Source organism: Brevibacillus borstelensis, assembly GCF_003710865.1.
GTDB lineage: Bacteria > Bacillota > Bacilli > Brevibacillales > Brevibacillaceae > Brevibacillus > Brevibacillus borstelensis.
Window position 1 is genome coordinate 1 of sequence record NZ_RHHO01000039.1, and the last position, 22,424, is coordinate 22,424.

20 protein-coding genes are annotated in these 22,424 nt (G+C 54.7%); 19 read left to right on the top strand and 1 reads right to left on the bottom strand.

Translation table 11 applies throughout. The features are described from left to right. Positions 1-365: 365 nt before the first annotated feature. From EDM54_RS19550 to EDM54_RS19635, 19 genes are all read left to right on the top strand, one after another. The gene (locus EDM54_RS19550; protein WP_024982951.1) at positions 366-812 is read left to right on the top strand and encodes a DUF4912 domain-containing protein; all 447 of its coding nucleotides are present in this window, start codon (positions 366-368) and stop codon (positions 810-812) included. 126 nt (positions 813-938) lie between these two features. Continuing rightward, positions 939-2,969, top strand: a complete 2,031-nt coding sequence (locus EDM54_RS19555; RefSeq protein WP_122958669.1) for a sugar phosphate nucleotidyltransferase — start codon at positions 939-941, stop codon at positions 2,967-2,969. A 146-nt stretch (positions 2,970-3,115) separates the two neighbouring features. Beyond that, complete coding sequence (locus tag EDM54_RS19560; protein ID WP_031932974.1) at positions 3,116-4,528, top strand: phosphoglucomutase/phosphomannomutase family protein; 1,413 nt, start codon at positions 3,116-3,118, stop codon at positions 4,526-4,528. A 214-nt stretch (positions 4,529-4,742) separates the two neighbouring features. Continuing rightward, the gene (locus EDM54_RS19565; RefSeq protein ID WP_031932973.1) at positions 4,743-5,390 is read left to right on the top strand and encodes a serine/threonine protein kinase; all 648 of its coding nucleotides are present in this window, start codon (positions 4,743-4,745) and stop codon (positions 5,388-5,390) included. A gap of 108 nt (positions 5,391-5,498) precedes the next feature. Then, positions 5,499-5,948: a signal peptidase II gene (lspA, locus tag EDM54_RS19570; protein ID WP_003386201.1), complete on the top strand. Its 450-nt coding sequence runs from the start codon at positions 5,499-5,501 to the stop codon at positions 5,946-5,948. 53 nt (positions 5,949-6,001) lie between these two features. Next, positions 6,002-6,931 (top strand): RluA family pseudouridine synthase, encoded by a 930-nt coding sequence (locus EDM54_RS19575; RefSeq protein WP_122958671.1) that lies wholly within the window; start codon positions 6,002-6,004, stop codon positions 6,929-6,931. Positions 6,932-6,985: 54 nt separating this feature from the next. Continuing rightward, positions 6,986-7,387 carry a VOC family protein gene (locus EDM54_RS19580; protein WP_003386199.1) on the top strand — a complete coding sequence of 134 codons (402 nt, stop codon included), beginning with the start codon at positions 6,986-6,988 and terminating at the stop codon, positions 7,385-7,387. A 136-nt stretch (positions 7,388-7,523) separates the two neighbouring features. Further along, positions 7,524-8,891: a TolB family protein gene (locus EDM54_RS19585; RefSeq protein ID WP_170208354.1), complete on the top strand. Its 1,368-nt coding sequence runs from the start codon at positions 7,524-7,526 to the stop codon at positions 8,889-8,891. A 249-nt stretch (positions 8,892-9,140) separates the two neighbouring features. Beyond that, positions 9,141-9,680: a bifunctional pyr operon transcriptional regulator/uracil phosphoribosyltransferase PyrR gene (gene pyrR / locus EDM54_RS19590; RefSeq protein ID WP_003386197.1), complete on the top strand. Its 540-nt coding sequence runs from the start codon at positions 9,141-9,143 to the stop codon at positions 9,678-9,680. Between the two features lie 152 nt (positions 9,681-9,832). Then, complete coding sequence (locus tag EDM54_RS19595) at positions 9,833-11,188, top strand: solute carrier family 23 protein (RefSeq protein WP_122958673.1); 1,356 nt, start codon at positions 9,833-9,835, stop codon at positions 11,186-11,188. Positions 11,189-11,378: 190 nt separating this feature from the next. Then, positions 11,379-12,323, top strand: a complete 945-nt coding sequence (locus EDM54_RS19600) for an aspartate carbamoyltransferase catalytic subunit (protein ID WP_122958674.1) — start codon at positions 11,379-11,381, stop codon at positions 12,321-12,323. Beyond that, positions 12,293-13,573 carry a dihydroorotase gene (pyrC, locus tag EDM54_RS19605; RefSeq protein ID WP_003386194.1) on the top strand — a complete coding sequence of 427 codons (1,281 nt, stop codon included), beginning with the start codon at positions 12,293-12,295 and terminating at the stop codon, positions 13,571-13,573. The genes EDM54_RS19600 and pyrC overlap by 31 nt, the downstream gene beginning before the upstream one ends. A gap of 16 nt (positions 13,574-13,589) precedes the next feature. Further along, positions 13,590-14,687 (top strand): carbamoyl phosphate synthase small subunit, encoded by a 1,098-nt coding sequence (locus EDM54_RS19610; RefSeq protein ID WP_003386192.1) that lies wholly within the window; start codon positions 13,590-13,592, stop codon positions 14,685-14,687. Next, positions 14,671-17,883: a carbamoyl-phosphate synthase large subunit gene (gene carB / locus EDM54_RS19615; protein ID WP_039070117.1), complete on the top strand. Its 3,213-nt coding sequence runs from the start codon at positions 14,671-14,673 to the stop codon at positions 17,881-17,883. The genes EDM54_RS19610 and carB overlap by 17 nt, the downstream gene beginning before the upstream one ends. A 17-nt stretch (positions 17,884-17,900) precedes the next feature. Further along, entirely contained in the window at positions 17,901-18,668 is a 768-nt protein-coding gene (gene pyrF / locus EDM54_RS19620) for an orotidine-5'-phosphate decarboxylase (protein ID WP_051567321.1), read from the top strand. Positions 18,669-18,693: 25 nt separating this feature from the next. After that, positions 18,694-19,338, top strand: coding sequence for an orotate phosphoribosyltransferase (gene pyrE, locus EDM54_RS19625; RefSeq protein WP_003386189.1), 645 nt, complete (start codon positions 18,694-18,696; stop codon positions 19,336-19,338). Between the two features lie 211 nt (positions 19,339-19,549). Further along, positions 19,550-20,290, top strand: a complete 741-nt coding sequence (nfsA, locus tag EDM54_RS19630) for an oxygen-insensitive NADPH nitroreductase (protein ID WP_003386188.1) — start codon at positions 19,550-19,552, stop codon at positions 20,288-20,290. A gap of 150 nt (positions 20,291-20,440) precedes the next feature. Further along, the gene (locus EDM54_RS26245) at positions 20,441-20,893 is read left to right on the top strand and encodes a hypothetical protein (RefSeq protein WP_141334163.1); all 453 of its coding nucleotides are present in this window, start codon (positions 20,441-20,443) and stop codon (positions 20,891-20,893) included. Continuing rightward, positions 20,874-21,761: a tetratricopeptide repeat protein gene (locus tag EDM54_RS19635; protein WP_122958675.1), complete on the top strand. Its 888-nt coding sequence runs from the start codon at positions 20,874-20,876 to the stop codon at positions 21,759-21,761. Before EDM54_RS26245 ends, EDM54_RS19635 begins: the two co-directional genes overlap by 20 nt. Here EDM54_RS19635 and EDM54_RS19640 read toward each other — a convergent pair. Beyond that, positions 21,752-22,372 (bottom strand): YdcF family protein, encoded by a 621-nt coding sequence (locus EDM54_RS19640; RefSeq protein ID WP_003386185.1) that lies wholly within the window; start codon positions 22,370-22,372, stop codon positions 21,752-21,754. The genes EDM54_RS19635 and EDM54_RS19640 overlap by 10 nt on opposite strands. Positions 22,373-22,424 lie beyond the last annotated feature (52 nt).

Consider the following 22,424-nt stretch of genomic DNA (forward strand, 5'->3'; position numbering starts at 1 on the left):
TTCTAAGGGGTGCACTTCACCGCACAGGTGGGCTCTTTTCTTTTGAGTTGAAACAGCTATGCAGCCTGAGGTCGCTGGAAATAGCTGCTTACGATGTAGACATTTTCCATAAATTTTCTCCTCGTTCAAGATGCAACAATTTTAAGTGATTCCCTCCAATCAAAACGGTCAAAACGATTTTTGTACGATGATGACGAAAAAGAGCTGTTTACTCGACAAAAGAACAAGCGATATGTTTGCAGCGTTCGACAGTTTTTGTCTGCCACTTCCGCTATGATTGCAATGGTGATTGATCCGTAAACAGTCTTCGTGGGATAGGAGAGAAGAACTACATATGGGAATACGACAGAAGGGAGCGATGTACGGTGCTCATTCAACCAGTTCCAATCCATTCACAGTCGAAGTCCGATTCTCAGGAGAGCCCGTGTCCGTTTGGCCACAACAGAATCTTGACTGCTGTAAAAAGACCTGACGCCTTCTGTGTAAAGTGGGAAATAGGCGCAGCCCGGCTGCGGATGATTGCTTCCTACCTGCAGGCTGACGAACAAGAAGTAGCCCAAGGGCTTCGTGTGTACGATGCCACGAATCTGCGAATAAATGGCAAACCTCCTCATCCGATCAGAGAGATTTGCGTGCAGGCGGATACAAGGGAAACTGTTGTTGATCGCTTGCGCCCGGGTGGAACGTATCTCGTTGATTTCGGATTATTTCACGATAGACGATTTTGTCCTGTCCTGCGCTCGGAGCCAGTGACGATGCCAGCGAGGAATCAGATGTTTTGGCAAAGACTGCATGCGGGAGGCAGCCGATAGAGGACAAATTCATTTCAAGCAGTAAATCCGCCGTTTTGTTCTATTGGTCGGAAAATCGGAATAGAGTAAACGTACGCTTCTTTCCCGGGGGTTCCGGATGATTGTGCAAACAAGGAGGTACCGTGGATGAAGGCTGTAATCTTGGCGGACGGAAAGGGCGAAGAGCTCCTTCCATTGACCGTGCGTACTCCAAAAGCGATGGTACCGCTATTGAATCGCCCGTGCATGGAGTACACGGTCGAGCTCTTAAAGCAGCATGGCATTACAGATATTGCCGTTTCGCTAGAGTACCTTCCCGAGCTGGTTCGGGATTACTTTGGCGACGGTTCCCGGTTCGGCGTTGCACTTACCTATTTTGAGGAGCAGAGGCTGTCTGCAGGCGATGAAAAAAATCGGCAGAGCCTTGCGGAATTTCTGAATGATACAAGCGTCGTCATTCGCGGAGACATCTTGACCGACTGCAATCTGTCGGAAGCCATTGGCTTCCATCGGGAAAGGCGTTCGATGGCGACTCTGGTGCTGTCTGGTGACGAGTCTCGTTTACAAGGTCTCCACGTATGGACAAATCGGGAAGGCAACGTAACAGGGGTTGCGGAACAATCAGTCGAAGAAGGCAGTTTTGCCTTGGGTACGGGAATTGTGTTGATAGAGCCGGAGATTTTTTCGCTGCTTGAGGATGAAGGCGAACTAGCGGAACCGGAACAGCTTGTTCACTCGCTTTTCCAACAGGGAATCCCTCTGAGCGGTTATGTCATGAAGGCGTATTGGTCGAAAATACACTCGCTGATGGAATACAAGCAGGTTCAATGCGATCTGCTGGACGGCAAGGTGGACAGGGCTATCCCCGCCAGGCAGCTGGCTCCCGGAATTTATGTGGAGGGAGATCTTGCAATCGATGCCTCTGTGAGATTGGAAGGACCGCTCCTGATCGGAAAAGGGGTCCACCTGCAAACAGGGACATCGGTTGGGGCTTACTCTGTCATCGGGAGCCGATCTGTCGTAGCAGAAGGGTCAGCATTGACACAAACGATCCTCTGGGAAAACAGCTATATCGGGATGCAAGCGGATGTGTCGGGCAGTATCCTCGGGAGAAACACAAGCATCGGCGATTGCGTCCTGCTCGGGGAGAACACAGTCGTGGGGGATGGTTGCCGCATCGGACGCGCAGCCAGTGTCAAAGCCGGTGTGCTGATCTGGCCCCACAAAGGAATTGAGGAAGGAGCAACGGTGAACCATACGGTTATTTTCGGCAATACGCAGCCGAGGAGGTTGTTTGACAGCCAAGGCATTACGGGGATAGGGAATGTTGACATAACCCCGGAGTTTGTTTCCCGACTGGCTGCTGCCTACGCCTATCAGCTTCCGCCGGGGAGCCGAATAGCGCTTTGCGCTTGCGATCATCCATTTGCTCAATTGCTCAAGCATAGCGTCATGACCAGCCTATGTGCAGCAGGGATTGATACAATCGATTTCGGTGTCGGTATTGCGCCTCAGCTTCGCTATGGTGTACAAAGCCTTTCCTGCACCGGCGGCATCCATATCCAGATGGCAAAGCAGCATGGAGAAAAGCAGGTAACGCTTCGATTTGCGGATCAAGACGGACTGCCCATCAACCGTGAGATGCAGCAAAGCATCGAGTTGTCATGTAGACAGGAGATGTACGCTCGTTCCCTGGGGCGCTTGGGTCAGCTGCATGTGGAGCATCGCGTTTGGGATGCGTATAAACAGGCATTGTTTATGCAAGTCGATGGCGGAACAATCAAGCACAGGGGATATACAGTACTGGTTGAATGTGAATCCCGTTTTTTGCTTAGCCTTTTATATCCTTTATTCACTGAACTGGGAATGACCGCTTTGGTTGGCTCGATTGCCGACGGCGTCAGCAGCTATCAGGCGGATATGGGCGTACGGCTTCTGCAAAGCGGGGAAGCGCTCGAGCTGTTTTCCCATACGGGCGAGCGGTTGACGGAGGACCAGCTTGCCGATCTGCAAATGATCTTTAGCGAGACGAGAAGCGAGGGAACCAATGAGGCCCGTTTCCATCCGAAGCTGGATGCTGTCTACATACTCATGTGCATCGTAGATTACCTTTGCAAAAAGGAGCTTTCGCTGGCGGATTTGGTTCTTCAGAGACGGGCTGCGCTCCGTTTGCAGTGAGGCAAAAGATAGCCGGTTGTCCATGGTTATCAGGGGGAAAATCGCGGCGTAAAATGTGGGAGGAAGGAAATCTGCAGCCTTTCCATTTTAAATGGATCCATAAAGGAGACGAGAGAAATGAAGCAAGAGAGCTGAGGTGAAACAATGTGACTGCAATACGCTTTGGCACGGACGGCTGGCGAGCCATCGTAGCTGATGAGTTTACGATGGAAAATGTACGGGTCGTGGCCCAAGCCATTGCTGCTTATACGAAGGGAATCGGTCAGGAGGAGCAAGGCATTATCATCGGTCATGACACCAGGTTTTTGGGTAGACGCTTTGCACTTGCCGTTGCCGGTGTCCTGGCCGCCAATGGCATTCGGACGTATTTGGCAAACGAATCCGTCCCGACGCCTGTTGTCGCTTTTGGAGTCAAGCATTTTGCCGTCAGCGGGGCGATTATGATCACGGCCAGTCATAATCCTCCCGAATACAACGGCATCAAGTATATACCCGATTACGCGGGACCGGCAACGCCGGAGATTACCGAGAGACTGGAGGAGGAAATTCAGCGCATTCAAAACGGGGGAGAAGTGCTGTCGATCACCCCTGAGGAAGCAGTAGCCCGCAGGCTTCTTGAAGTAATTGTGCTGCGTCCCCACTACGAAGCCCATCTGCGTCGCATGATCCATTTTGACAAGATGAGGCAGGCGCATCTTCGTGTTGTGGTCGATCCCATGCACGGTGCCGGGATTGGCTATGTCAGCCGCATGCTTGCAGAAGCAGGCGTAGAAACCTGCGGGATTCGGGAAACAGCTGATCCATTTTTCGGCGGACAGCTGCCCGAGCCAAAGGATCAGCACCTTTCTTTGCTCAAGCAGGAGGTCATCAAGCAGAAAGCGGCATTGGGACTCGCCAATGACGGCGATGCGGATCGCTTTGGCGTCGTGGACCGGTTCGGCCAGTATTTGACGCCCAATGCCATCCTCGTTCTGGTCGCCTATCATCTCGTAAAAAACAGGGGGCTTCGCGGCAGAATCGTTCGGACGGTCGCTACTACTCATTTGCTCGATCGGTTGGCGGAGCGTTACGATCTGGAGCTGGTGGAGACGCCTGTCGGGTTCAAGTACATCGGTGCCCAAATGATGCGAGGCGACGTGCTGCTGGGCGGAGAGGAAAGCGGGGGTGCCAGTATTTTGGGTCACATCCCGGAAAAGGATGGCGTCCTGATCAACCTGCTCTTGGCGGAGATGTGTGCGTGGGAAAAGAAAGGCATCGACCAGACGCTGCGGGACGTGTATGACGAAATTGGCGAACTGTTCAGTACGCGTATGGACATCCGGTTGCCGGAGAAAACGCCTTGGCTGGAGCAAATCAGGACCGTTTCTCCTGCAAAAGTGGGACCTTATGCTGTCACAGGCGTGAACAGAATGGACGGGATCAAGCTCTTGCTCCAGGGAGGACACTGGGTCCTGATCCGCCCGTCCGGTACAGAGCCGCTTTTGCGGATTTATTGCGAGGCAGCGAGTGTCGGAGCGCTGAACAAGATAACGGAAGCCATCCGCGACTGGTTTTCGTAGCCAGCAACGCGTAGAATCGGCGGCCCTTTCACTTTTTCTGGTGAAAGGGCCTTTTTGTGAGTTGCCGACCGTTTTGGCGTTTTGCTAGAATCAAAAGAAGCTATCTTGGTCTCGTTCGACCCGCCCAATAAATCTTGTCTGGAGGAACGAGTGGATGCTTTTTTTGCATCAGACTGCCAAATGCCAGCTTTTTACTCATGAAAGAAGTGGACACATGCGCATTCATCGGGATGTATTAACCCCCTTTTTGCAAACGGTAAAAATAGAAAGTCGCTCACCGGATGATCCTGTGGTCGTTCTGTCGACCCCCTATCCATGGGAATTGGTCGGTACGGGAAATTATGCGGCCGTATTCGGACATCCCGATTATCCCGACGTCGTCGTCAAGCTGTACGCACCGGGACGGCCGGGTTGGGAACAAGAGGTCGAGGTCTACCGGAAACTGGGGGAGACACGTTCGTTCCCGGTATGCTACCAGGCGGAGCCGCACTATCTGGTCTTGAAGCGGATACGCGGCATTTCCTTGTACGATTGCTTCCGCTACGGGATTCCCGTCCCTCCCCAGGTGATCGAGGATGTGGAGGAGGCGTTGCAGGAGGCCCGCTCGAAAGGCCTGTTTCCACATGACGTTCACGGCAAAAACGTCTTGATGGACCGAGGCCGCGGCTATTTGATCGACGTCTCCGACTACTACAAGAGCGACAAGCCGGACAGCAAGTGGCGTGATCTGCGAAAAGCGTACTACCGGTTTTATTTGCCGTTTATCAAAGACCGCGGCTGGAAAATGCCGCTGTGGCTTTTGGAAGGGATCCGAAGAGGGTATCGCTATTACAAAAAGCTGTCCAGGCTGCTGCGAAAGTAAGTGGCCGAGAGGCGAGATTGTTGAGCTATTCCACCTATGGTACAATAATATTTTGACGTGAATCTTTTGCGGCTGTCTGTAGTCGGGACTTAAGGAGGACTTCCATTTATGTACTTTATCATCGCTGCCGCCATTATTGCGCTTGACCAGTGGACAAAGTCTCTGGTGGTAAAACATATGGAGCTGGGACAGTCGATTCCCTTGATTCAGGATGTGCTTCATTTGACATCTCATCGCAACACGGGAGCGGCTTTCGGCATCCTTGCGAACCAACGAATGCTGTTCGTTGTGATCACGATCGCGGTCGTGGTCGGCATTTTGATCTCGCTTATTCGGATCGGCAAGTCCCAACCGCGTGTTTCACTTGCGCTTTCGATGGTTTTAGGCGGAGCGATCGGCAACTTTATTGACCGCGTCACCACAGGGAAAGTAGTTGACTTTGTCGATGTGACCGTGATCAACTTCCCGATTTTCAACGTAGCCGACATGGCGATTACAATCGGTGTGGGGCTGCTTTTGCTCGATGTTCTGCTGGATAGCAAGCGCAAGGCCGTTTAATGGATAAACGGATATTGACGGATACTAGAGTGACTACACCAGAGGAGAGTATCATGGACGATTTGGAGCTGTTTGAAAGGTATGACTGGGTGGCAGAGCCATCGGATGCAAAAGAGCGCATCGATAAATTTATTACCGGGCAAAACGAGGAGTGGTCCCGCTCTCAGGTGCAGGCCTGGATCAAGGAAGGCCGAGTCTTTGTAAACGGAGAGCCGATCAAAAGCAACTACAAGCTGTCTGCCGACGATGAGGTGACGCTGCGCGTACCGCCGCCGAAAGAAATGGAGATCCAGGCGGAGCAGATGGCGCTGGATATTATTTATGAGGACAGCGATGTCGTGGTCGTCAACAAACCGCGGGGCTTGGTCGTCCATCCGGCACCGGGACACTATTCGGGGACATTGGTGAACGGCCTGCTTGCCCATTGCAAGGATTTGTCCGGGATCAACGGCGTCCTCAGACCGGGTATTGTCCACCGGATCGACAAGGACACGTCGGGACTGTTGATGGTGGCAAAAAACGACAAGGCGCATCTGTCGCTTGCCCATCAATTGAAGGAGCATACCGTAGACCGCAAGTACGTGGCGATCGTACACGGGGTCATCCCGCACGAGATGGGAACGATTGACGCGCCGATTGGCCGTGATCCGAAAAATCGCCAGCAGATGGCAGTCGTCTTTGAGAACAGCAAGCCGGCCGTGACTCATTTTGTCGTGCTGGAACGCTTCAAAGAGTATACACTCGTTGAGCTGAAGCTGGAGACGGGCAGAACCCATCAAATCCGTGTACATATGAAGTACATTGGCTACCCGCTGGCTGGAGATCCGAAGTACGGACCGAAGAACACGCTTGATCTGGATGGACAAGCGCTCCACGCCAAAACATTGGGCTTTGACCACCCGCGAACAGGGGAGCGCCTGCAGTTCGAAGCGCCGCTGCCAGAAGAAATGGTCGATGTGATCGATTATTTGCGGCAAGCGTAAAGCGTACGATTGGAAGGGCTTTTTCAAGATGATCACAGTAACGGAGGCAAAGGTATGCTGCGAAGACTGGCACATGTCACGCTGTACGTGAGGGACTGCGAAGAGGCGCTGCAATTCTACACGGAAAAGCTGGGCTTTGAGGTGCGGATGAGTGCCAAAATGGACTCGGGAGCCTGGTGGCTGACGGTCGGACTCCCGGGGCAGGAAGTGGAAATTGTGCTGCACGACCCGACGCATTGGCACGATCAGGAGACGGCGGAACAAATGCTGGCCCTGGTAGGGAAAAATCCGATGTGGGTGTGGGAGACGGATCGGTTTGACGAGACGTATGCGACATTCCGCGAACGGGGAGTGCACTTTGTCACTGAGCCGCGTGATCAGATGTACGGGCGCGAAGCCATTTTTGCCGATCTGTACGGAAATCTGTTTTTGTTGATGGAGCCAGCCTTGGTATAGGTGTCACATAAAAGCGATGCGATTGGAAAACGCTAGGGATTGAGAAATCATTTCCCTGGCGTTTTTTGTTTGGGAGGTAACAAAAGACAGCCGAAATGCGTCGTACGATTGAACAAGAATGAGGGAGGCAAATGCGATGCGGAAGTGTGTTTCCATCCTGTCCGGTATCGTTTGCGCAGCAGTTGTGCTGTTTGCTGGCAGCGGTATCGGCAGTGCAGCCGAACAAATCCTGACACCTGAGAGAATATTTGAGGCGAGCGTACCTGCAAGAGTGGCGTTTACCAGCAACGCGCAATTATGGCTGCTGGACGGCAGTGACCCGAAGGCAAAACCCAAGCAGATCACGACAACCGGTGCAGTGGAGATTGCAGGATGGTCGCCAGACGGAAAATGGCTGTTTTACTTGCACAACCAAAATCCGGCTGATGCTTCATCCGGAAATGTTCTGTGGGCAGTGAAAGCGGATGGATCCGGAGCCTTTCAGGTGGACCCGCGCCGGGTTCTGGAGAAACCGAAATGGGCGAGTGATGCAAAGACCTTTGCATACATGGTTCAATCCACTCAAACAGGTGGTCCAGACAATGCCTATTCTCCCGAGTTCGTCGTGGCAAGACTGGATGGGGAGCGGGTACAGAAGCTGTTGGAGCAAAGGCGGGAGATTGAGGATTTTGCCTGGCTGCCGGATGGAAAGCGTCTGCTTGTGTCTGTTCCTGCTGCAAAGGGGCGTCCTATTACTTTGGAGTTGACCGATCTTGCAGGGAAAAAGCTGGCCGCCTATGCGCTGGGGGGGCCGCCGAATGTCGAGGAAGGCATCTATCCGTATTCGGCCGAAGGACTCACATTGTCCCCTGACGGCAAACGGGTGGCCTACTATGTCCGGGTTTCATCGGGCTCACTGTCGGCCGATGGCGTAAGCATTCAGCTTTTTGACCTGACGAAGCCGGACCGAAAGCCGGTCGAGATCGGGGTGGGGCTGGCTTATCCGGAATGGTTCTCCTGGTCGCCGGATAGTTCCCGATTGGCTTTTATCGACGGGAGCGGACGCATCGCAACGGAAAACAAACATCTGACCCTTGCAGATAAAGACGGCAAGATTGTACATGCAGGACAGCCTGGCAAAGTGGACGCCCTTCCGCGTTGGCCCGAGAAAGCAGTGGACAGCTTGTATTTTGCGAGAGGGTTTGAAAATGCGAAATGGCTCGGGAATTACGATCCGAAACAGCTTCTTATCTCCGGACAACGAATCTGGATGCGAGATACGCAAGGCCGTGCGCTGCCAGTCACCAAGGGACCCGAGGGTACAGCCGATACGTATCCCCACCCTTCTCCAGACGGAAAGCAGCTGATCTTTGTCCGATTGGATGGAGCTGAGCATGGCTCTGTCTACGCTCGCACAACGGATGGGCAAGAGAAAGAGCTGGTTCGCCATGTGACGGGTGACCCGGGATACTATGCGAATTATTTGCCCGAATGGGTGGGAGTTTACTGGATTCAATCTGAGTGAAATGATTCGAGGAATATGAAAAAGTGTTGACACCTTGCCCGATTCATGACATAATGTGTTCTGACGAATCGAGAACCTTTAAATCCAGTCCCGTGAGGCTGGCAAGGGCACGGATACAAGCATGGACAAAAGAGAATGGGGCTCTGCCGCTTTTCTTCTGTCATGCCCAGTGGCTTCTTGTCAACCGGCAAGAAGCTTTTTTTCATCTCGTCAAATATGTCAAGCTGTCAGTCGGGGGAGGAAATACACATGATCAACAAAAGCGTGATTATGGATGAAGCTGCGATCCGTCGGGCTTTAACCCGGATTGCCCACGAAATTATCGAACGCAACAAGGGCGTGGAAGACTGCATCGTCGTCGGCATCAAGACGAGAGGGATTTACCTTGCAGAGCGATTGGTTGAGCGGATCGAACTGATCGAAAATGTAAGAGTTCCTGTCGGACAGCTGGACATTACATTTTACCGGGATGATTTGCAGCACAAGTCCGAGGACGCCGTACTCCACGGTTCCCAACTGCCTGATGAAATTACTGGAAAAACGGTGATTCTCGTCGACGACGTGCTCTTTACCGGCCGTACGGTGAGAGCGGCGCTGGACGCGCTGATCGACAACGGGCGTCCGCGCATGATTCAATTGGCCGTACTGGTAGACCGGGGCCACCGCGAGCTGCCGATCCGGCCGGATTTTGTAGGAAAGAACGTTCCGACCTCGCGTAGCGAAATTATCGATGTACAGCTAGCGGAAGTGGACGCCATGGACATGGTGACCATTCGCCAGTTGATCTAACTGCATACACCTCTTTAAATGGCAATCCCGTGAGGTTGCAAAGAGGTACTTGCTTCCCGTCTTTCGATGGAAGGAGTATGCCTCTTTGCGCCTCTCGCAAAGAGGTTTTTTAGTAGACAGAAACGTTATACACGCACAGGGGGATATCGAAAATGAGTCAAAAAAACTTTGTTGATGTGCACGAAACGCCGCCGATCTCCAGGCTTTTGCCGCTCAGCATTCAGCACCTGTTTGCCATGTTCGGTTCGACTGTACTGGTGCCGATTTTGACAGGCCTGGACGTGGCGACCGCACTGTTTACCAGCGGGATCGGGACGCTTCTGTTCCTCTGGATTACAAAAGGAAAGATTCCAAACTACCTGGGCTCTTCCTTTGCCTTCATCGGTCCGATCATCACAGTGAGCCAGGCTTACGGAGTCGGTACTGCACTGCTCGGCTGTCTGCTCTCAGGCCTTGTCTACATCATCGTGGCGGCCATCGTCAAGAAGGCAGGTGTCAAGTGGCTGGATCGGGTACTGCCACCGGTGGTAATTGCGTCGGTCATCGTCGTAATCGGACTTAGCCTGTCTGTCGTCGCTGTCGATATGGCGACAAAGGTAACGGTAGACGGACAATCGCACCTGTCCTTGACCTCCATCGATATTTCGCTTGTCACGATGATCGTGACAATCCTTGCGGCAGTGATGCTGCGCGGATTTTTCGCCCTGATTCCGATTCTGATCGGGATCATCGTCGGGTATCTTTACACCCTGCTCCGCCATCCCGATTTGATCGACCTGAACAAAGTGGCTGAAGCAAAATGGTTTGTCGGCTTCTCGGGGATGTTTCACGATCACTTCAAATTCGGCGAAGTTGCAGCTGTAATCGGCAATCCTTCCGCATGGGTTGCAGCGCTGATCATTGCGCCGGTCGCATTCGTGACACTGGCAGAACACTTGGGTCATCTGCTTGTTACGAGCAAAGTCATGGACCGTGACCTGATGAAAGACCCCGGCTTGCACCGCAGCCTTTTGGGTGACGGGATTGCGACCTCTCTGGCCGCGTTCATCGGAGGACCTCCGGCGACGACGTACGGCGAAAACATCGGAGTTCTGGCAATCACTCGGGTCTACAGCCGGGTCGTGATCGGACTGGCTGCTGTCTGTGCCATCCTGTTCGCCTTCGTCGGCAAAATCAGCACGCTGCTGATGACCATCCCTACACCGGTGCTTGGCGGCGTCTCCATTATCCTGTTCGGAATCATCGCCGCCCAAGGATTGCGCATGTTCGTCGAAAACAAGGTCGACTTTTCCAACAAGCGCAATATGATCATCTCTGCCGCGATCCTCGTAACCGGGATCGGCGGCTACAAAATAAGCTTCGAAGGTGCTACCTTCTGGCAGGCATTCCTGCACAATCTGACGATTGACAACATCGCCTTCGCTACCTTCCTCGGGATCATCCTGCACGTGATTCTCCCGGGGAAAGAATCGGCGATGGGAGAAGCTCACCGCGAAGCGCAATCCTGACACGTTCCAAGTTCCTTTAAAACAGTCCCGTGAGGCTGGCAAGGAAGTAGGGCGCTGTTTGCCCTGCTTGTCGAACGAAGCGAAAAGCTTCTTGCCTATGCCCGCCTCACGCGGCAGCTTGGCAAGAAGCTTTTTTTGCACACATCTACAATACGGTTTGGAAAAATCGGAAATAACGGAGGGATTCGAGATGAGTAACATGCGGCATCTGACTGGAATCAAGAATTTGTCTAGAGAAGAGATCGGCAGCCTTTTGAAGCGTGCGGATTTCTGGGCAAAGAGTCCGGGCGTGCAATCAGAGGTGTTGCGGGGACGCTTCGTCGCCAACCTGTTCTTTGAAGCAAGTACGCGGACCAGATTCTCTTTTGAAGTAGCCCAGAAGCGGCTCGGTGCCCATGTACTGAACTTCATCCCGGAGACCTCCTCCACGGTAAAAGGGGAAACCATCCTGGATACAGTGCGAACACTGGAAGCGATGGGCGTGGAAGCAGCGGTCATCCGGACTCGCAAGGACGGCCTGTTTGAAGAGCTGGCTGATCAGGTAGAGCTCCAGCTGATCAACGCCGGGGACGGTACGAACGAACACCCGACGCAGTGCCTGCTCGATTTGCTGACCATGCAGCAGCAATTTGGCAAAATCGAAGGGCTGAGCGTCGCGATCATCGGCGACTTGCGGCACAGCCGCGTCCTCGGCTCGCATCTGCACGCTCTGCCGAAAATGGGCGCCCATCTGCTGCTTGCGGGACCTGCGAGCATGATGCCGCAACCCCAGCTCGTCCCTCATGGAGTTCAAATCGTCGATATCGACGAAGCCGTCAGGACGGCTGACGTGGTCATGATGCTGCGTGTCCAGCTCGAGCGGCACACCTCCTCGCTGTTCATATCCAAGGAAGAGTATCATCTGGCCCACGGACTCACGCTGGAGCGAGCACGCATGATGAAGCCGGGAGCGGTGATCATGCACCCTGCTCCAGTGAATCGCGGAGTGGAGATTCACACGGATCTGGTCGACTGCGAGCGGTCGCTGATCCATAAGCAGGTGACCAACGGCGTAGCGGCACGCATGGCCGTCATGGAAACATTACTGAGAGGGAGCGATGTGAAATGGGAATCATCCTTGGCAACGGCAAACTGATCAATCGGACGGGAGAGCTGATCCCCGCAGAGGTGCTGGTCACTGACGGACGGATCACGGCGATAGCGGAAAAGGTAGACAGAGCCGGACACGAGTGGATCGATTGCAGAGGCGGGCTCATTTCCGCTGGCTTCATCGATGTGCACGTCCACCTTCGCGAGCCTGGCCTGGAGCAAAAGGAAACGATCGCGACCGGAGCGAATGCGGCGGTGCGAGGCGGATTTACGACCATTGCCTGCATGCCGAATACCCGGCCCTCCATCGACAGTGTCGAGACAGTCCGCTACATCCACGATAAGGCACGCGAAGCAGGTGCTGCCCGCGTCCTCCCTTACGGCGCAATTACGATCCGCCAGTTGGGCAAAGAGCTGACCGATTTTTCCGGATTGAAGGAAGCAGGGATCTTTGCCCTCACAGACGACGGCGTAGGCGTGCAATCGGCCGGCATGATGAAAAAAGCGATGCAGGAGGCGGCGGCCTTGGGTCTTTCCATCGTCGCCCACTGCGAGGACGACACGCTCTTGCCTCCGGGCGGCGCGCTGCACGACGGCGTTGTGGCCGCCCGCCACGGGCTGCCCGGTATCCCGTCGGAGTCTGAGTCGGTCCATGTGGGACGCGATATTCTGCTGGCCGAGCAGACAGGCGTTCACTATCACGTCTGCCACATCAGCGCCAAGGAATCCGTACGGCTGGTCCGCGACGGCAAACGCGCCGGAGTCAACGTCACCTGCGAAGTGACTCCGCACCATCTGCTTCTGTGCGATGAAGACATCCCGGAAGATTTGAATACGAACTGGAAGATGAACCCGCCGCTGAGGTCCCGGGACGATCGCGCGGCGCTGATCGCGGGTCTGAAGGACGGCACGATCGACATCATCGCGACGGACCACGCCCCGCATACGGCAGAGGAAAAGGCAAACGGCCTGGAGCGGGCGCCGTTTGGCATCGTCGGTCTGGAGACGGCCTTCCCGCTGCTGTACACAAACCTCGTTCTGACAGGCGAGCTTACATTGAAACAACTGGTCGATTTTCTCACGGTGAAGCCGGCTGACTGCTTCCAGTTGCCATACGGACGCCTGGAAATCGGAGCGCCAGCCGACCTGACCGTGATTGACCTGGATACAGAAAAAGAAGTAGACCCCGATACGTTTGCGAGCAAAGGCAAAAACACGCCGTTTGCCGGCTGGAAATGCAAAGGATGGCCTGCAGTAACACTGGTTGACGGGAAAATCGTTTACCGCCAAGCGTAAAAAAGGAGGAGCGAAGATGCGAGCGAGACTGATTTTGGAAGACGGTACGGAATGCGTCGGAACGGCTTTTGGAAAGGTGAAGGAAACATACGGTGAAGTCGTGTTCAACACGGGCTTGACGGGCTATCAGGAGGTATTGTCCGATCCGTCTTACTGCGGACAAATCGTCACGATGACCTATCCCTTGATCGGAAACTACGGGATCAACCGCGACGACTTCGAAGCTGTACGTCCGTATATCCACGGATTTGTGGTCAGAGAGCACTGCGACGAACCGAGCAATTGGCGCAACACCAGCACCCTTGACGAGCTGCTCAAGGCGTACGACATCCCGGGAATCGCCGGGGTGGACACGAGGATGCTGACACGGAAAATCCGCTACCACGGAACGATGAGAGGGCTCATCACGACGAGTGACGCTCCGCTTTCCGAATTGCTTGATTCGCTGCGCAGCACGCCGCTCATGACCGATCAGGTGGCCCGCGTATCGACCAAGAGCGTTTTCAGCTGCCCGGGGACGGGACATCGCGTGGTGCTGGTCGATTTCGGCGCAAAGCACGGCATCCTGCGTGAGCTGACCAAGCGCCAATGCGATGTGGTCGTGGTGCCGTACAACGTGACCGCCGAGGAAATTCGCCGCTTGCAGCCTGACGGAATCCTGCTCTCCAACGGCCCCGGCGATCCGAAAGACGTCCCGCAGGCGATCCGGATGATCAGCGAAATACTCGGAGAATACCCGATCTTCGGAATTTGTCTGGGCCACCAGTTGTTCGCGCTCGCATCCGGGGCGGACACGATGAAGATGAAATTCGGGCATCGCGGAGGCAACCATCCGGTCAAGGAAGTCGCCACCGGACGCACGTATATCACCTCGCAAAACCACAGCTACGCGGTGAAGGAAGAGTCGATCGCCGGAACCGGTCTGACGATTACGCATACGGCTCTCAATGACGGAACCGTGGAAGGGCTGAGCTGCCCGGAGAAGCGGGCCTTCTCGGTACAGTACCACCCAGAGGCCGCTCCGGGTCCATATGATTCGGGTTACCTGTTCGACCGCTTTATCGAAATGATGGAAAACGCCAAGGAGGAGAGTTCGCATGCCAAAACACGCTGATTTGAAAAAGATTCTGGTTATCGGTTCCGGTCCTATCGTGATCGGGCAGGCGGCAGAGTTTGACTACGCAGGCACGCAGGCTTGCCAGGCGCTGAAAGAGGAAGGACTGGAGGTCGTCCTGATCAACTCCAATCCGGCCACCATCATGACAGATACAAATATGGCAGACAAGGTGTATATCGAGCCGATCACGCTTGAATTTGTCACGCGTGTCATCCGGCAGGAAAAGCCGGATGGTCTCTTGCCGACGCTCGGCGGACAGACAGGCTTGAATATGGCGGTAGCCCTTGCCGAGGCAGGGGTGCTGGAAGCGGAGAACGTCAAGCTCCTCGGTACCAATCTGGATTCCATCAAACAAGCGGAAGACCGCGAGCTGTTCCGTGCGCTGATGAAGGAGCTGGGCGAGCCGGTGCCGGATTCCACAATCGTCAGCACGGTCGAAGAAGCAGTCGATTTTGCCAACGAGATCGGCTACCCGATCATCGTCCGTCCGGCCTACACGCTGGGCGGCACCGGCGGAGGCATTTGCGCGGACGAAGAGAGCCTTCGCGAGATTGTCGCCAGCGGTTTGAAATACTCGCCGATTACGCAATGCCTGATCGAGAAAAGCATTGCCGGCATGAAGGAAATCGAATACGAAGTGATGCGCGATGCCAATGACAACTGCATCGTGGTCTGCAACATGGAAAATATCGACCCGGTAGGCGTGCATACGGGCGACTCCATCGTTGTCGCGCCTAGCCAGACGTTGTCGGACCGCGAATACCAAATGCTCCGCTCCTCCGCGCTGAACATCATTCGCGCACTGGGCATCGAGGGCGGCTGCAATGTGCAGTATGCGCTTGACCCGCACAGCTTCCAGTATTACGTGATCGAGGTCAACCCGCGCGTCAGCCGTTCTTCGGCCCTGGCCTCCAAAGCGACCGGCTATCCGATCGCCAAGATGGCGGCAAAGATCGCGATCGGCTACACCCTGGATGAGCTGCGCAATCCGGTTACCGGACAAACGTACGCTTGCTTCGAGCCGACACTCGACTACGTCGTGAGCAAAATCCCGCGCTGGCCATTTGACAAGTTCCAATCGGCCAACCGCAAGCTGGGCACCCAGATGAAGGCGACCGGAGAAGTGATGGCGATCGGTCGAACATTCGAGGAATCGATCATGAAAGCGATCCGCTCGCTGGAAGTGGGCACCTATCACCTGGAGATGAAAGGCGCATCGGAAATTGCCGAAGAAGAGCTGACGGCTCGCCTGATCGCTGCCGACGACGAGCGGCTGTTCCTTCTGGGAGAAGCGCTGCGCCGCGGATGGAGCCTTGAGAGACTTCACGACTTGACCAAAATCGACTTCTTCTTCCTGCACAAATTCCACAAGCTGGTGGCATTCGAGTCGGAGCTGGCTCAAGGTTTGACGGAAGAAAAGCTGTATACAGCCAAGCGCCTCGGATTTACGGACAGGAAAATCGCCGAGCTTGCGGGGCAAACCGAAGACGAGGTTCGCGCACTCAGAAAGCAGCACGGGTTTACGCCGGTCTTTAAAATGGTAGACACCTGCGCGGCTGAGTTTGAGGCGTCAACGCCTTACTACTACTCCAGCTACGAAGTAGAGGATGAGCGCATCGAGACAGGCAAAAAGCGGGTGATCGTGCTGGGCTCGGGTCCGATCCGCATCGGACAGGGGATCGAGTTTGACTACGCGACCGTACACGCAGTATGGGCGCTGCAGGAAGCGGGCTACGAGGCGGTCATCATCAACAACAACCCGGAGACGGTCTCCACCGACTTCAACACATCCGACCGGCTCTACTTTGAACCGCTCTACATCGAAGACGTAATGAACATCATCGATGCGGAGAAACCGGAAGGCGTGATCGTCCAGTTCGGCGGTCAGACGGCGATCAATCTGGCAGACAAGCTGGCAGCCCGGGGGATCAAAATCCTGGGAACCAGCCTGGAGAACATCGACGCAGCAGAAAACCGGGAGAAGTTCGAGGCTCTGTTACGCAATCTCAACATCGCCCAGCCGCCCGGAAAAACGGTCACCTCGGTACAAGAGGCAGTCGTGGCTGCGGAAGAGCTCGGATTCCCGGTACTGGTCCGCCCGTCTTATGTGCTGGGCGGACGCGCGATGGAGATTGTCTACAACAATGACGAGCTGCTGGAGTACATGGAAAAGGCCGTAAAGGTAAACCCGGATCACCCGGTGCTGGTCGACCGCTACATGGTAGGGACCGAAGCCGAAGTCGACGCGATCTGTGACGGCGAAAACGTCCTGATCCCGGGAATAATGGAACACATCGAACGCGCAGGGGTGCACTCCGGCGACTCCATCGCGGTTTATCCGCCGCAGTCTCTGTCAGATACGATCAAGCAGGAACTGATCGAGATGACGACCAAGCTGGCCCGCGCACTGCAAATCAAAGGGCTGCTCAACATCCAGTTTGTCATCTACAAAAACCAGCCGTACGTGATCGAAGTGAATCCGAGATCATCCAGGACCGTGCCGTTCCTCTCCAAAGTAACCGGCATTCCGATGGCCAACATCGCGACAAAGGCCATCCTCGGCCACTCGATCACAGAGCAAGGCTTTACACCGGGCTACCATCCGGAAGAAGCGATGGTTTCCGTCAAAGTGCCTGTCTTCTCCTTCGCCAAGCTGCGCCGGGTAGACATCACGCTCGGACCGGAAATGAAATCGACCGGGGAAGTCATGGGGCGTGAAAGCACCTTGGCCAAAGCGCTTTACAAAGGGCTGGTGGCTGCGGGCATGAACATCCCGACTCACGGCTCCCTGCTGGTCACCGTGGCAGACAAGGATAAAGAGGAAGCGCTGGGTATCGTCAAACGCTTCCGCATGCTCGGGTTCAAGCTGCTGGCTACGGCAGGGACAGCCGACTATCTGGAGCAGGCAGGTCTCCCCGTCACCCGCGTGAACAAATTGTCAGAGGGCACACCGAACCTCTTGGACATGATTCACAGGGGCGAAGCCAACATCGTGCTGAACACCTTGACCAAAGGCAAGACGCCGCAGCGCGACGGATTCCGCATCAGACGCGAAGCGGTGGAAAACGGGGCGGTATGTCTCACCTCGCTGGATACGGCGACGGCACTTCTGCATGTACTGGAGACGATCACCTTCTCCACGGAGGCCATGCCGGCGCAGCGCTCTGGCGCGCAAGTTGCGGTAACCGTGTAAGGGAACGGTAAGCTTGAATGAAACGGGATAGAAAAGAGGAGAGTAGTGTGCAATCACAACCAACAGATGTTCGCGAGCGGATGATCGTAGCGCTGGACTTTTCCACCAAAAAAGAAGTAGAGCAATGTCTGCAGCGCCTGGATGGACGGGTCCGCTATGTAAAGGTGGGAATGGAGCTGGCATACGCGGAAGGTCCGGCAATCGTGCACTTCCTGAAAGAGAAGGGCCTCAAAGTCTTCCTCGATCTGAAGGTGCACGACATTCCCAACACGGCCAAAGGAGCGATGCGAAGCCTGGCCCGCCACGGGGTAGACATGGTCAACGTCCACGCAGCAGGCGGCACACAGATGATGGCCGCTGCACGGGAAGGCCTGGAGCAAGGAACGCCGGCGGGCGCTGCACGCCCGCTCCTGATCGCAGTCACGATGCTGACATCTACGGGGAAAACGACGATGAACCAGGAGCTGGCTATTCCCGGGAATGTCGAGGATGTAGTCGTACACTACACGATGATGACGAAGCAAGCGGGCCTCGATGGGGTCGTTGCCTCTCCTCTGGAGGTCCCCGTGATCAAACAGGCAGCGGGCAGCTCGTTTCTTACTGTGACTCCGGGGATACGGCCGCTCGGTTCGGACAAAGGAGACCAGACCCGTATCACGACACCGGAGAAGGCTTTTCAGCTAGGCAGCGATTATCTGGTCATCGGCCGGGCGATCACGGGTGCGCCGGACCCGGCGGAAGCATGGGAAAAAATCGTGCAAGAGGCAGAAGCGGCACGCATCTAGCGCGCATGGGGGAGGAAAAGCAATGATGACAAATACAAAAACTACTGCCAAGGAAATCGCGGGCAAATTGCTGGAGATCGGGGCCGTGCATCTGCGGCCGGATCAACCGTTCACCTGGACGTCGGGGATCAAGTCTCCGATTTATTGCGACAACCGGATCACGATGTCCTACCCGACTGTTCGCCGCCAGATCGCGCAAGCATTTGCGAAAGCGATCCGCGAAAAGTACCCGCAAGCGGAAGTGATCGCGGGCACGGCGACAGCTGGCATTCCGCATGCGGCTTGGGTGGCGGAAATTCTCGATCTGCCGATGATCTATGTTCGTGACAAGGCAAAAGGCCACGGGCGTCAAAATCAAATTGAAGGCGCCCTCCACAAAGGCCAAAAAGTAGTCGTCATCGAAGACTTGATCTCGACAGGCGGAAGCTCGCTGAAGGCGGCCCAGGCTGTAGCGGAGGAAGGAGCCGAAGTGCTTGGCGTGATCGCGATCTTCAGCTACCAATTCCCCGACGCTTCGGGGCTGTTCGCGGAAGCCGGCATTGAGGCAAGCACCTTGTCCAACTATACGGCATTGCTGGAAGCTGCCAAAGAGAACGGAGTTATCACTGCTGATCAGGAATCCATTCTCGCCGACTGGCGCAAATCGCCCAGAACCTTTTTTTCTTCCTGATCGCGTGTAGCACGAAGCAGAGGGACAACAGATCATCACGCTTGTGCAAAAAGCTGCGGATTTTCCCGCAGCTTTTTGCTGTTCAGACGAAAGAGGGGCAGACAAGCTATAATAGTGGTATCAGGCTTACGGGGGAAAAACCGAATCGGCAAACCATAAGGAAGAATAAGCTTGATCAAATATTCGTTCAGTTACCGACAGGAGGCATACGATGCAGACAGATGTAACCAGGTTGATCCAATCGCACCGCTCCATCCGCAAGTACACGGACAGACCGATCCCGGACGACGTGCTTGCGGATATTTTGGCAAGCGCCCAGTGGGCTCCTTCCTCGCACAACGTTCAAGCCTACAGCATTGTCGTCGTGCGTTCAGCGGAAAAGAAAAAACAGCTGGCCCAGCTATGCGGGGGACAGAAATGGGTGGAGACATGTCCCGTCTTTCTTGTGTTTTGCGCTGATTTCTACAAGTTGAAGCTGGCGAGCGACATGCACGGAAGCGAATTTTTGGCTGACGAGGTGGAAAATATGCTGGTGGCCGCCGTAGATACGGCATTGGCAGCGGAAAACGCGCTAGTCGCCGCTCGTTCTCACGGTCTGGGCGGAGTAATGATCGGCGGAATACGCAATCAGCCGGAGGATGTCGCCCGCCTGCTTAAGCTTCCTGTGCTAACCGCTCCGATCATGGGCATGTGCCTGGGCTATCCCGATCAAGACGTGGAGCAAAAGCCAAGACTGCCCAAGCGTGCGGTCATCCATGAAGAGGAATACCGGACGGAGCATTTGCCGGAAGCGCTGGAGGAGTACGAAGCGGTTTCCGCCGAATATTATGCCCGCAGAACAAGGAAAGATCATGCGGAAGGCTGGACCAAACAGATGGCCGATTATTTGCAAAAACCAAGGCGTCCGCATCTTGGCGACTTTTTAAGGAAGCAGGGATTTCCTTTGAAGTAGGAGCCGAGATCAGCCAGGGGGAACGGAAAAAAGTGCCCAAAGTTTCGCAGTAGGAAACCGGGCACTTTTTGTTTGTCAATTCTTGACAATGCTTGGTATGCTAGTAAGATTAATGGTGTTTGCATTATCGGGATTGGAGATGACAGTTTGTTGAACCGGGAGCTTTTACAGCCTTCTTTGGCGAATGGAGAGATACGTGTAACCAAATCTTACGACATTGATCGTTTTTTTTATCTCGGCTTTTTCGGCGGCGTGCTGCCGGTCATGATTTTGGGTACGAGAAATGCGATATGGCTGCGGTGCAGCAAGAAGATGATCGCGATGCTGCTTGGAACCAGCTTGCTTCTTTGCGGATTGAAGCTCGCTTACGTCGCCTGGACGGGAGCCGACAGCGTAGCGCTTCTGTCACGGATCATGGGCGTCGCCCTGGCAGTTGTCTATCGATACGCCCAACGAAAGCGCTACAAGCTGCATTCCGTCATCATCGGTGAGGATCAGCCGATTTTTTGGTGGGGACTGCTTGCCGTGGTGGCCGGAATCGTATTCGACAGTTGGCTGGTGACGATGGGGAAGGGGATTCACGATGTATTTGATCAGGGATGACAATAACGTAGCCTGGCAGGAAGCCATGCATTTGTACCACATGGGGCGCTATGAACAGGCAAAAGAAAAATTCATGCCGTTTTTGGCAACCAGTCAGGAGGACGGTCAGCTGCTGTTCTTCGTAGCCTATTGCTCTTTCAAGCTGGACCAGCTGGACGAAGCCGAGACGTTTGCCCGCGAAGCTTTGCGCGTCGGCTACTTCGGGGAAGAGGTATACTCGCTGCTTGGTATTATTTGCAAGGCAAAGGGCGCTTACGCTGAGGCGGAAGAATTTTTTTTGGCCGGCCTTGCCAAAAATCCGCAGGACGGCGATTTGCTCGCCCAATACGGGTATTTGATGCTGGTCACCGGTTACGAGGAAAAGGCGAAGCTGTTGATGGCTGAAGCGATGCGAGTCGACCCGGAAAGCGAAGTCGTCCTGCACTACCATTACCATTTTTTGCGGGCGTACGATGAGGTCGAAGCCCAGCAGGAAACGATCCGAAAATACAACGAAATCGCCGGAAGTGATGTTGACAAGCTGCTGAAAATGGGGCTGGCCGCACTGGATCGGGGAAATTATCGGGAAGCCCGGGAGTGTTACCGGCAGGCCTATTTGCTGGATCCCGGCAATGAACCGCTCTTGTATGCGATCGAAGAAATCGACGAGATCATCCATCCGGTCTTTTTCCCGAATCGCTTGATGCAGAAAACGGGCGGGCCGGTCGTCTGGTGGATTTGTTTTATCGGGGCCGTTTTTCTTTTCGGCAAGCTAGACTGGGAGGGGGCTGCGGGAGTCCTCGCCATGGTCTACGTCCCTTTCTGCATATATACATGGATCTCCCCTTTCATTTACCGGGCAGTGCGAAAATGGGGGCGCTATCGGTAAAGGCCCAGCCACCTGAGCGGCTTGCTGGCTTGATAGCCGAGGTAATAGAACAGCTCGCGAAGAAAAAAAGGAGCTTTTGTCTTCAGGCTTTGATAGGCTGAGGTGGGCGTCGGCGAGGAGTATGCCTCCATCCCCAGGTCGTGGGCCATGGCCAGAGAGCGTTTCATGTGCAGCGGATCGCTGACAATCGTAAAGCTGCGCCAGTTTGCGGTACGGGCAACCTCGAGTGCGAATGAAAGGTTTTCTTCCGTAATAGTAGAGCGGTTTTCCACCAAAATATCGGCAGGGTGCACCCCATGCTTGATGGCGTAATCGCGAGCCACCTCGGATTCGGCTTCGGCGCTGTCTGCGCTTTTGCCGCCTGTAAACAGGATTCCTTGGACATACCCGTTCTGGTACAGCCAGATAGCGTGGTCGATCCGTTCCCGAAACACCGGGGAAGGCTGCGAATCCCAGACGGCTGCTCCGAGGACGATGGCCGCATCTGTCTTTCCCCAATAGCGGACGGAGGCAAAGGACCAAATGCTGTAGGCTGCGTGAGACACCGTCAGTAGAACAAGCAGCGACAACAGCAATAAAACGCGGGTAGATCGCTTTTTTTTCATTTTCATGAAGAACCCCCAAGTGGAAACCGAAATTCCGTGAAAAGGAATGAAATTGTAC

Coding starts and splice junctions, on each gene's coding strand:
- EDM54_RS19555 (WP_122958669.1), top strand. CDS start 939: ATGAAGGCTGTAATCTTGGCGGACGGAAAGGGCGAAGAGCTCCTTCCA.
- EDM54_RS19565 (WP_031932973.1), top strand. CDS start 4,743: ATGCGCATTCATCGGGATGTATTAACCCCCTTTTTGCAAACGGTAAAA.
- lspA (WP_003386201.1), top strand. CDS start 5,499: ATGTACTTTATCATCGCTGCCGCCATTATTGCGCTTGACCAGTGGACA.
- EDM54_RS19575 (WP_122958671.1), top strand. CDS start 6,002: ATGGACGATTTGGAGCTGTTTGAAAGGTATGACTGGGTGGCAGAGCCA.
- EDM54_RS19580 (WP_003386199.1), top strand. CDS start 6,986: ATGCTGCGAAGACTGGCACATGTCACGCTGTACGTGAGGGACTGCGAA.
- EDM54_RS19585 (WP_170208354.1), top strand. CDS start 7,524: ATGCGGAAGTGTGTTTCCATCCTGTCCGGTATCGTTTGCGCAGCAGTT.
- pyrR (WP_003386197.1), top strand. CDS start 9,141: ATGATCAACAAAAGCGTGATTATGGATGAAGCTGCGATCCGTCGGGCT.
- EDM54_RS19595 (WP_122958673.1), top strand. CDS start 9,833: ATGAGTCAAAAAAACTTTGTTGATGTGCACGAAACGCCGCCGATCTCC.
- EDM54_RS19600 (WP_122958674.1), top strand. CDS start 11,379: ATGAGTAACATGCGGCATCTGACTGGAATCAAGAATTTGTCTAGAGAA.
- pyrC (WP_003386194.1), top strand. CDS start 12,293: ATGGGAATCATCCTTGGCAACGGCAAACTGATCAATCGGACGGGAGAG.
- EDM54_RS19610 (WP_003386192.1), top strand. CDS start 13,590: ATGCGAGCGAGACTGATTTTGGAAGACGGTACGGAATGCGTCGGAACG.
- carB (WP_039070117.1), top strand. CDS start 14,671: ATGCCAAAACACGCTGATTTGAAAAAGATTCTGGTTATCGGTTCCGGT.
- pyrF (WP_051567321.1), top strand. CDS start 17,901: ATGAAACGGGATAGAAAAGAGGAGAGTAGTGTGCAATCACAACCAACA.
- pyrE (WP_003386189.1), top strand. CDS start 18,694: ATGACAAATACAAAAACTACTGCCAAGGAAATCGCGGGCAAATTGCTG.
- nfsA (WP_003386188.1), top strand. CDS start 19,550: ATGCAGACAGATGTAACCAGGTTGATCCAATCGCACCGCTCCATCCGC.
- EDM54_RS19635 (WP_122958675.1), top strand. CDS start 20,874: ATGTATTTGATCAGGGATGACAATAACGTAGCCTGGCAGGAAGCCATG.
- EDM54_RS19640 (WP_003386185.1), bottom strand. CDS start 22,372: ATGAAAATGAAAAAAAAGCGATCTACCCGCGTTTTATTGCTGTTGTCG.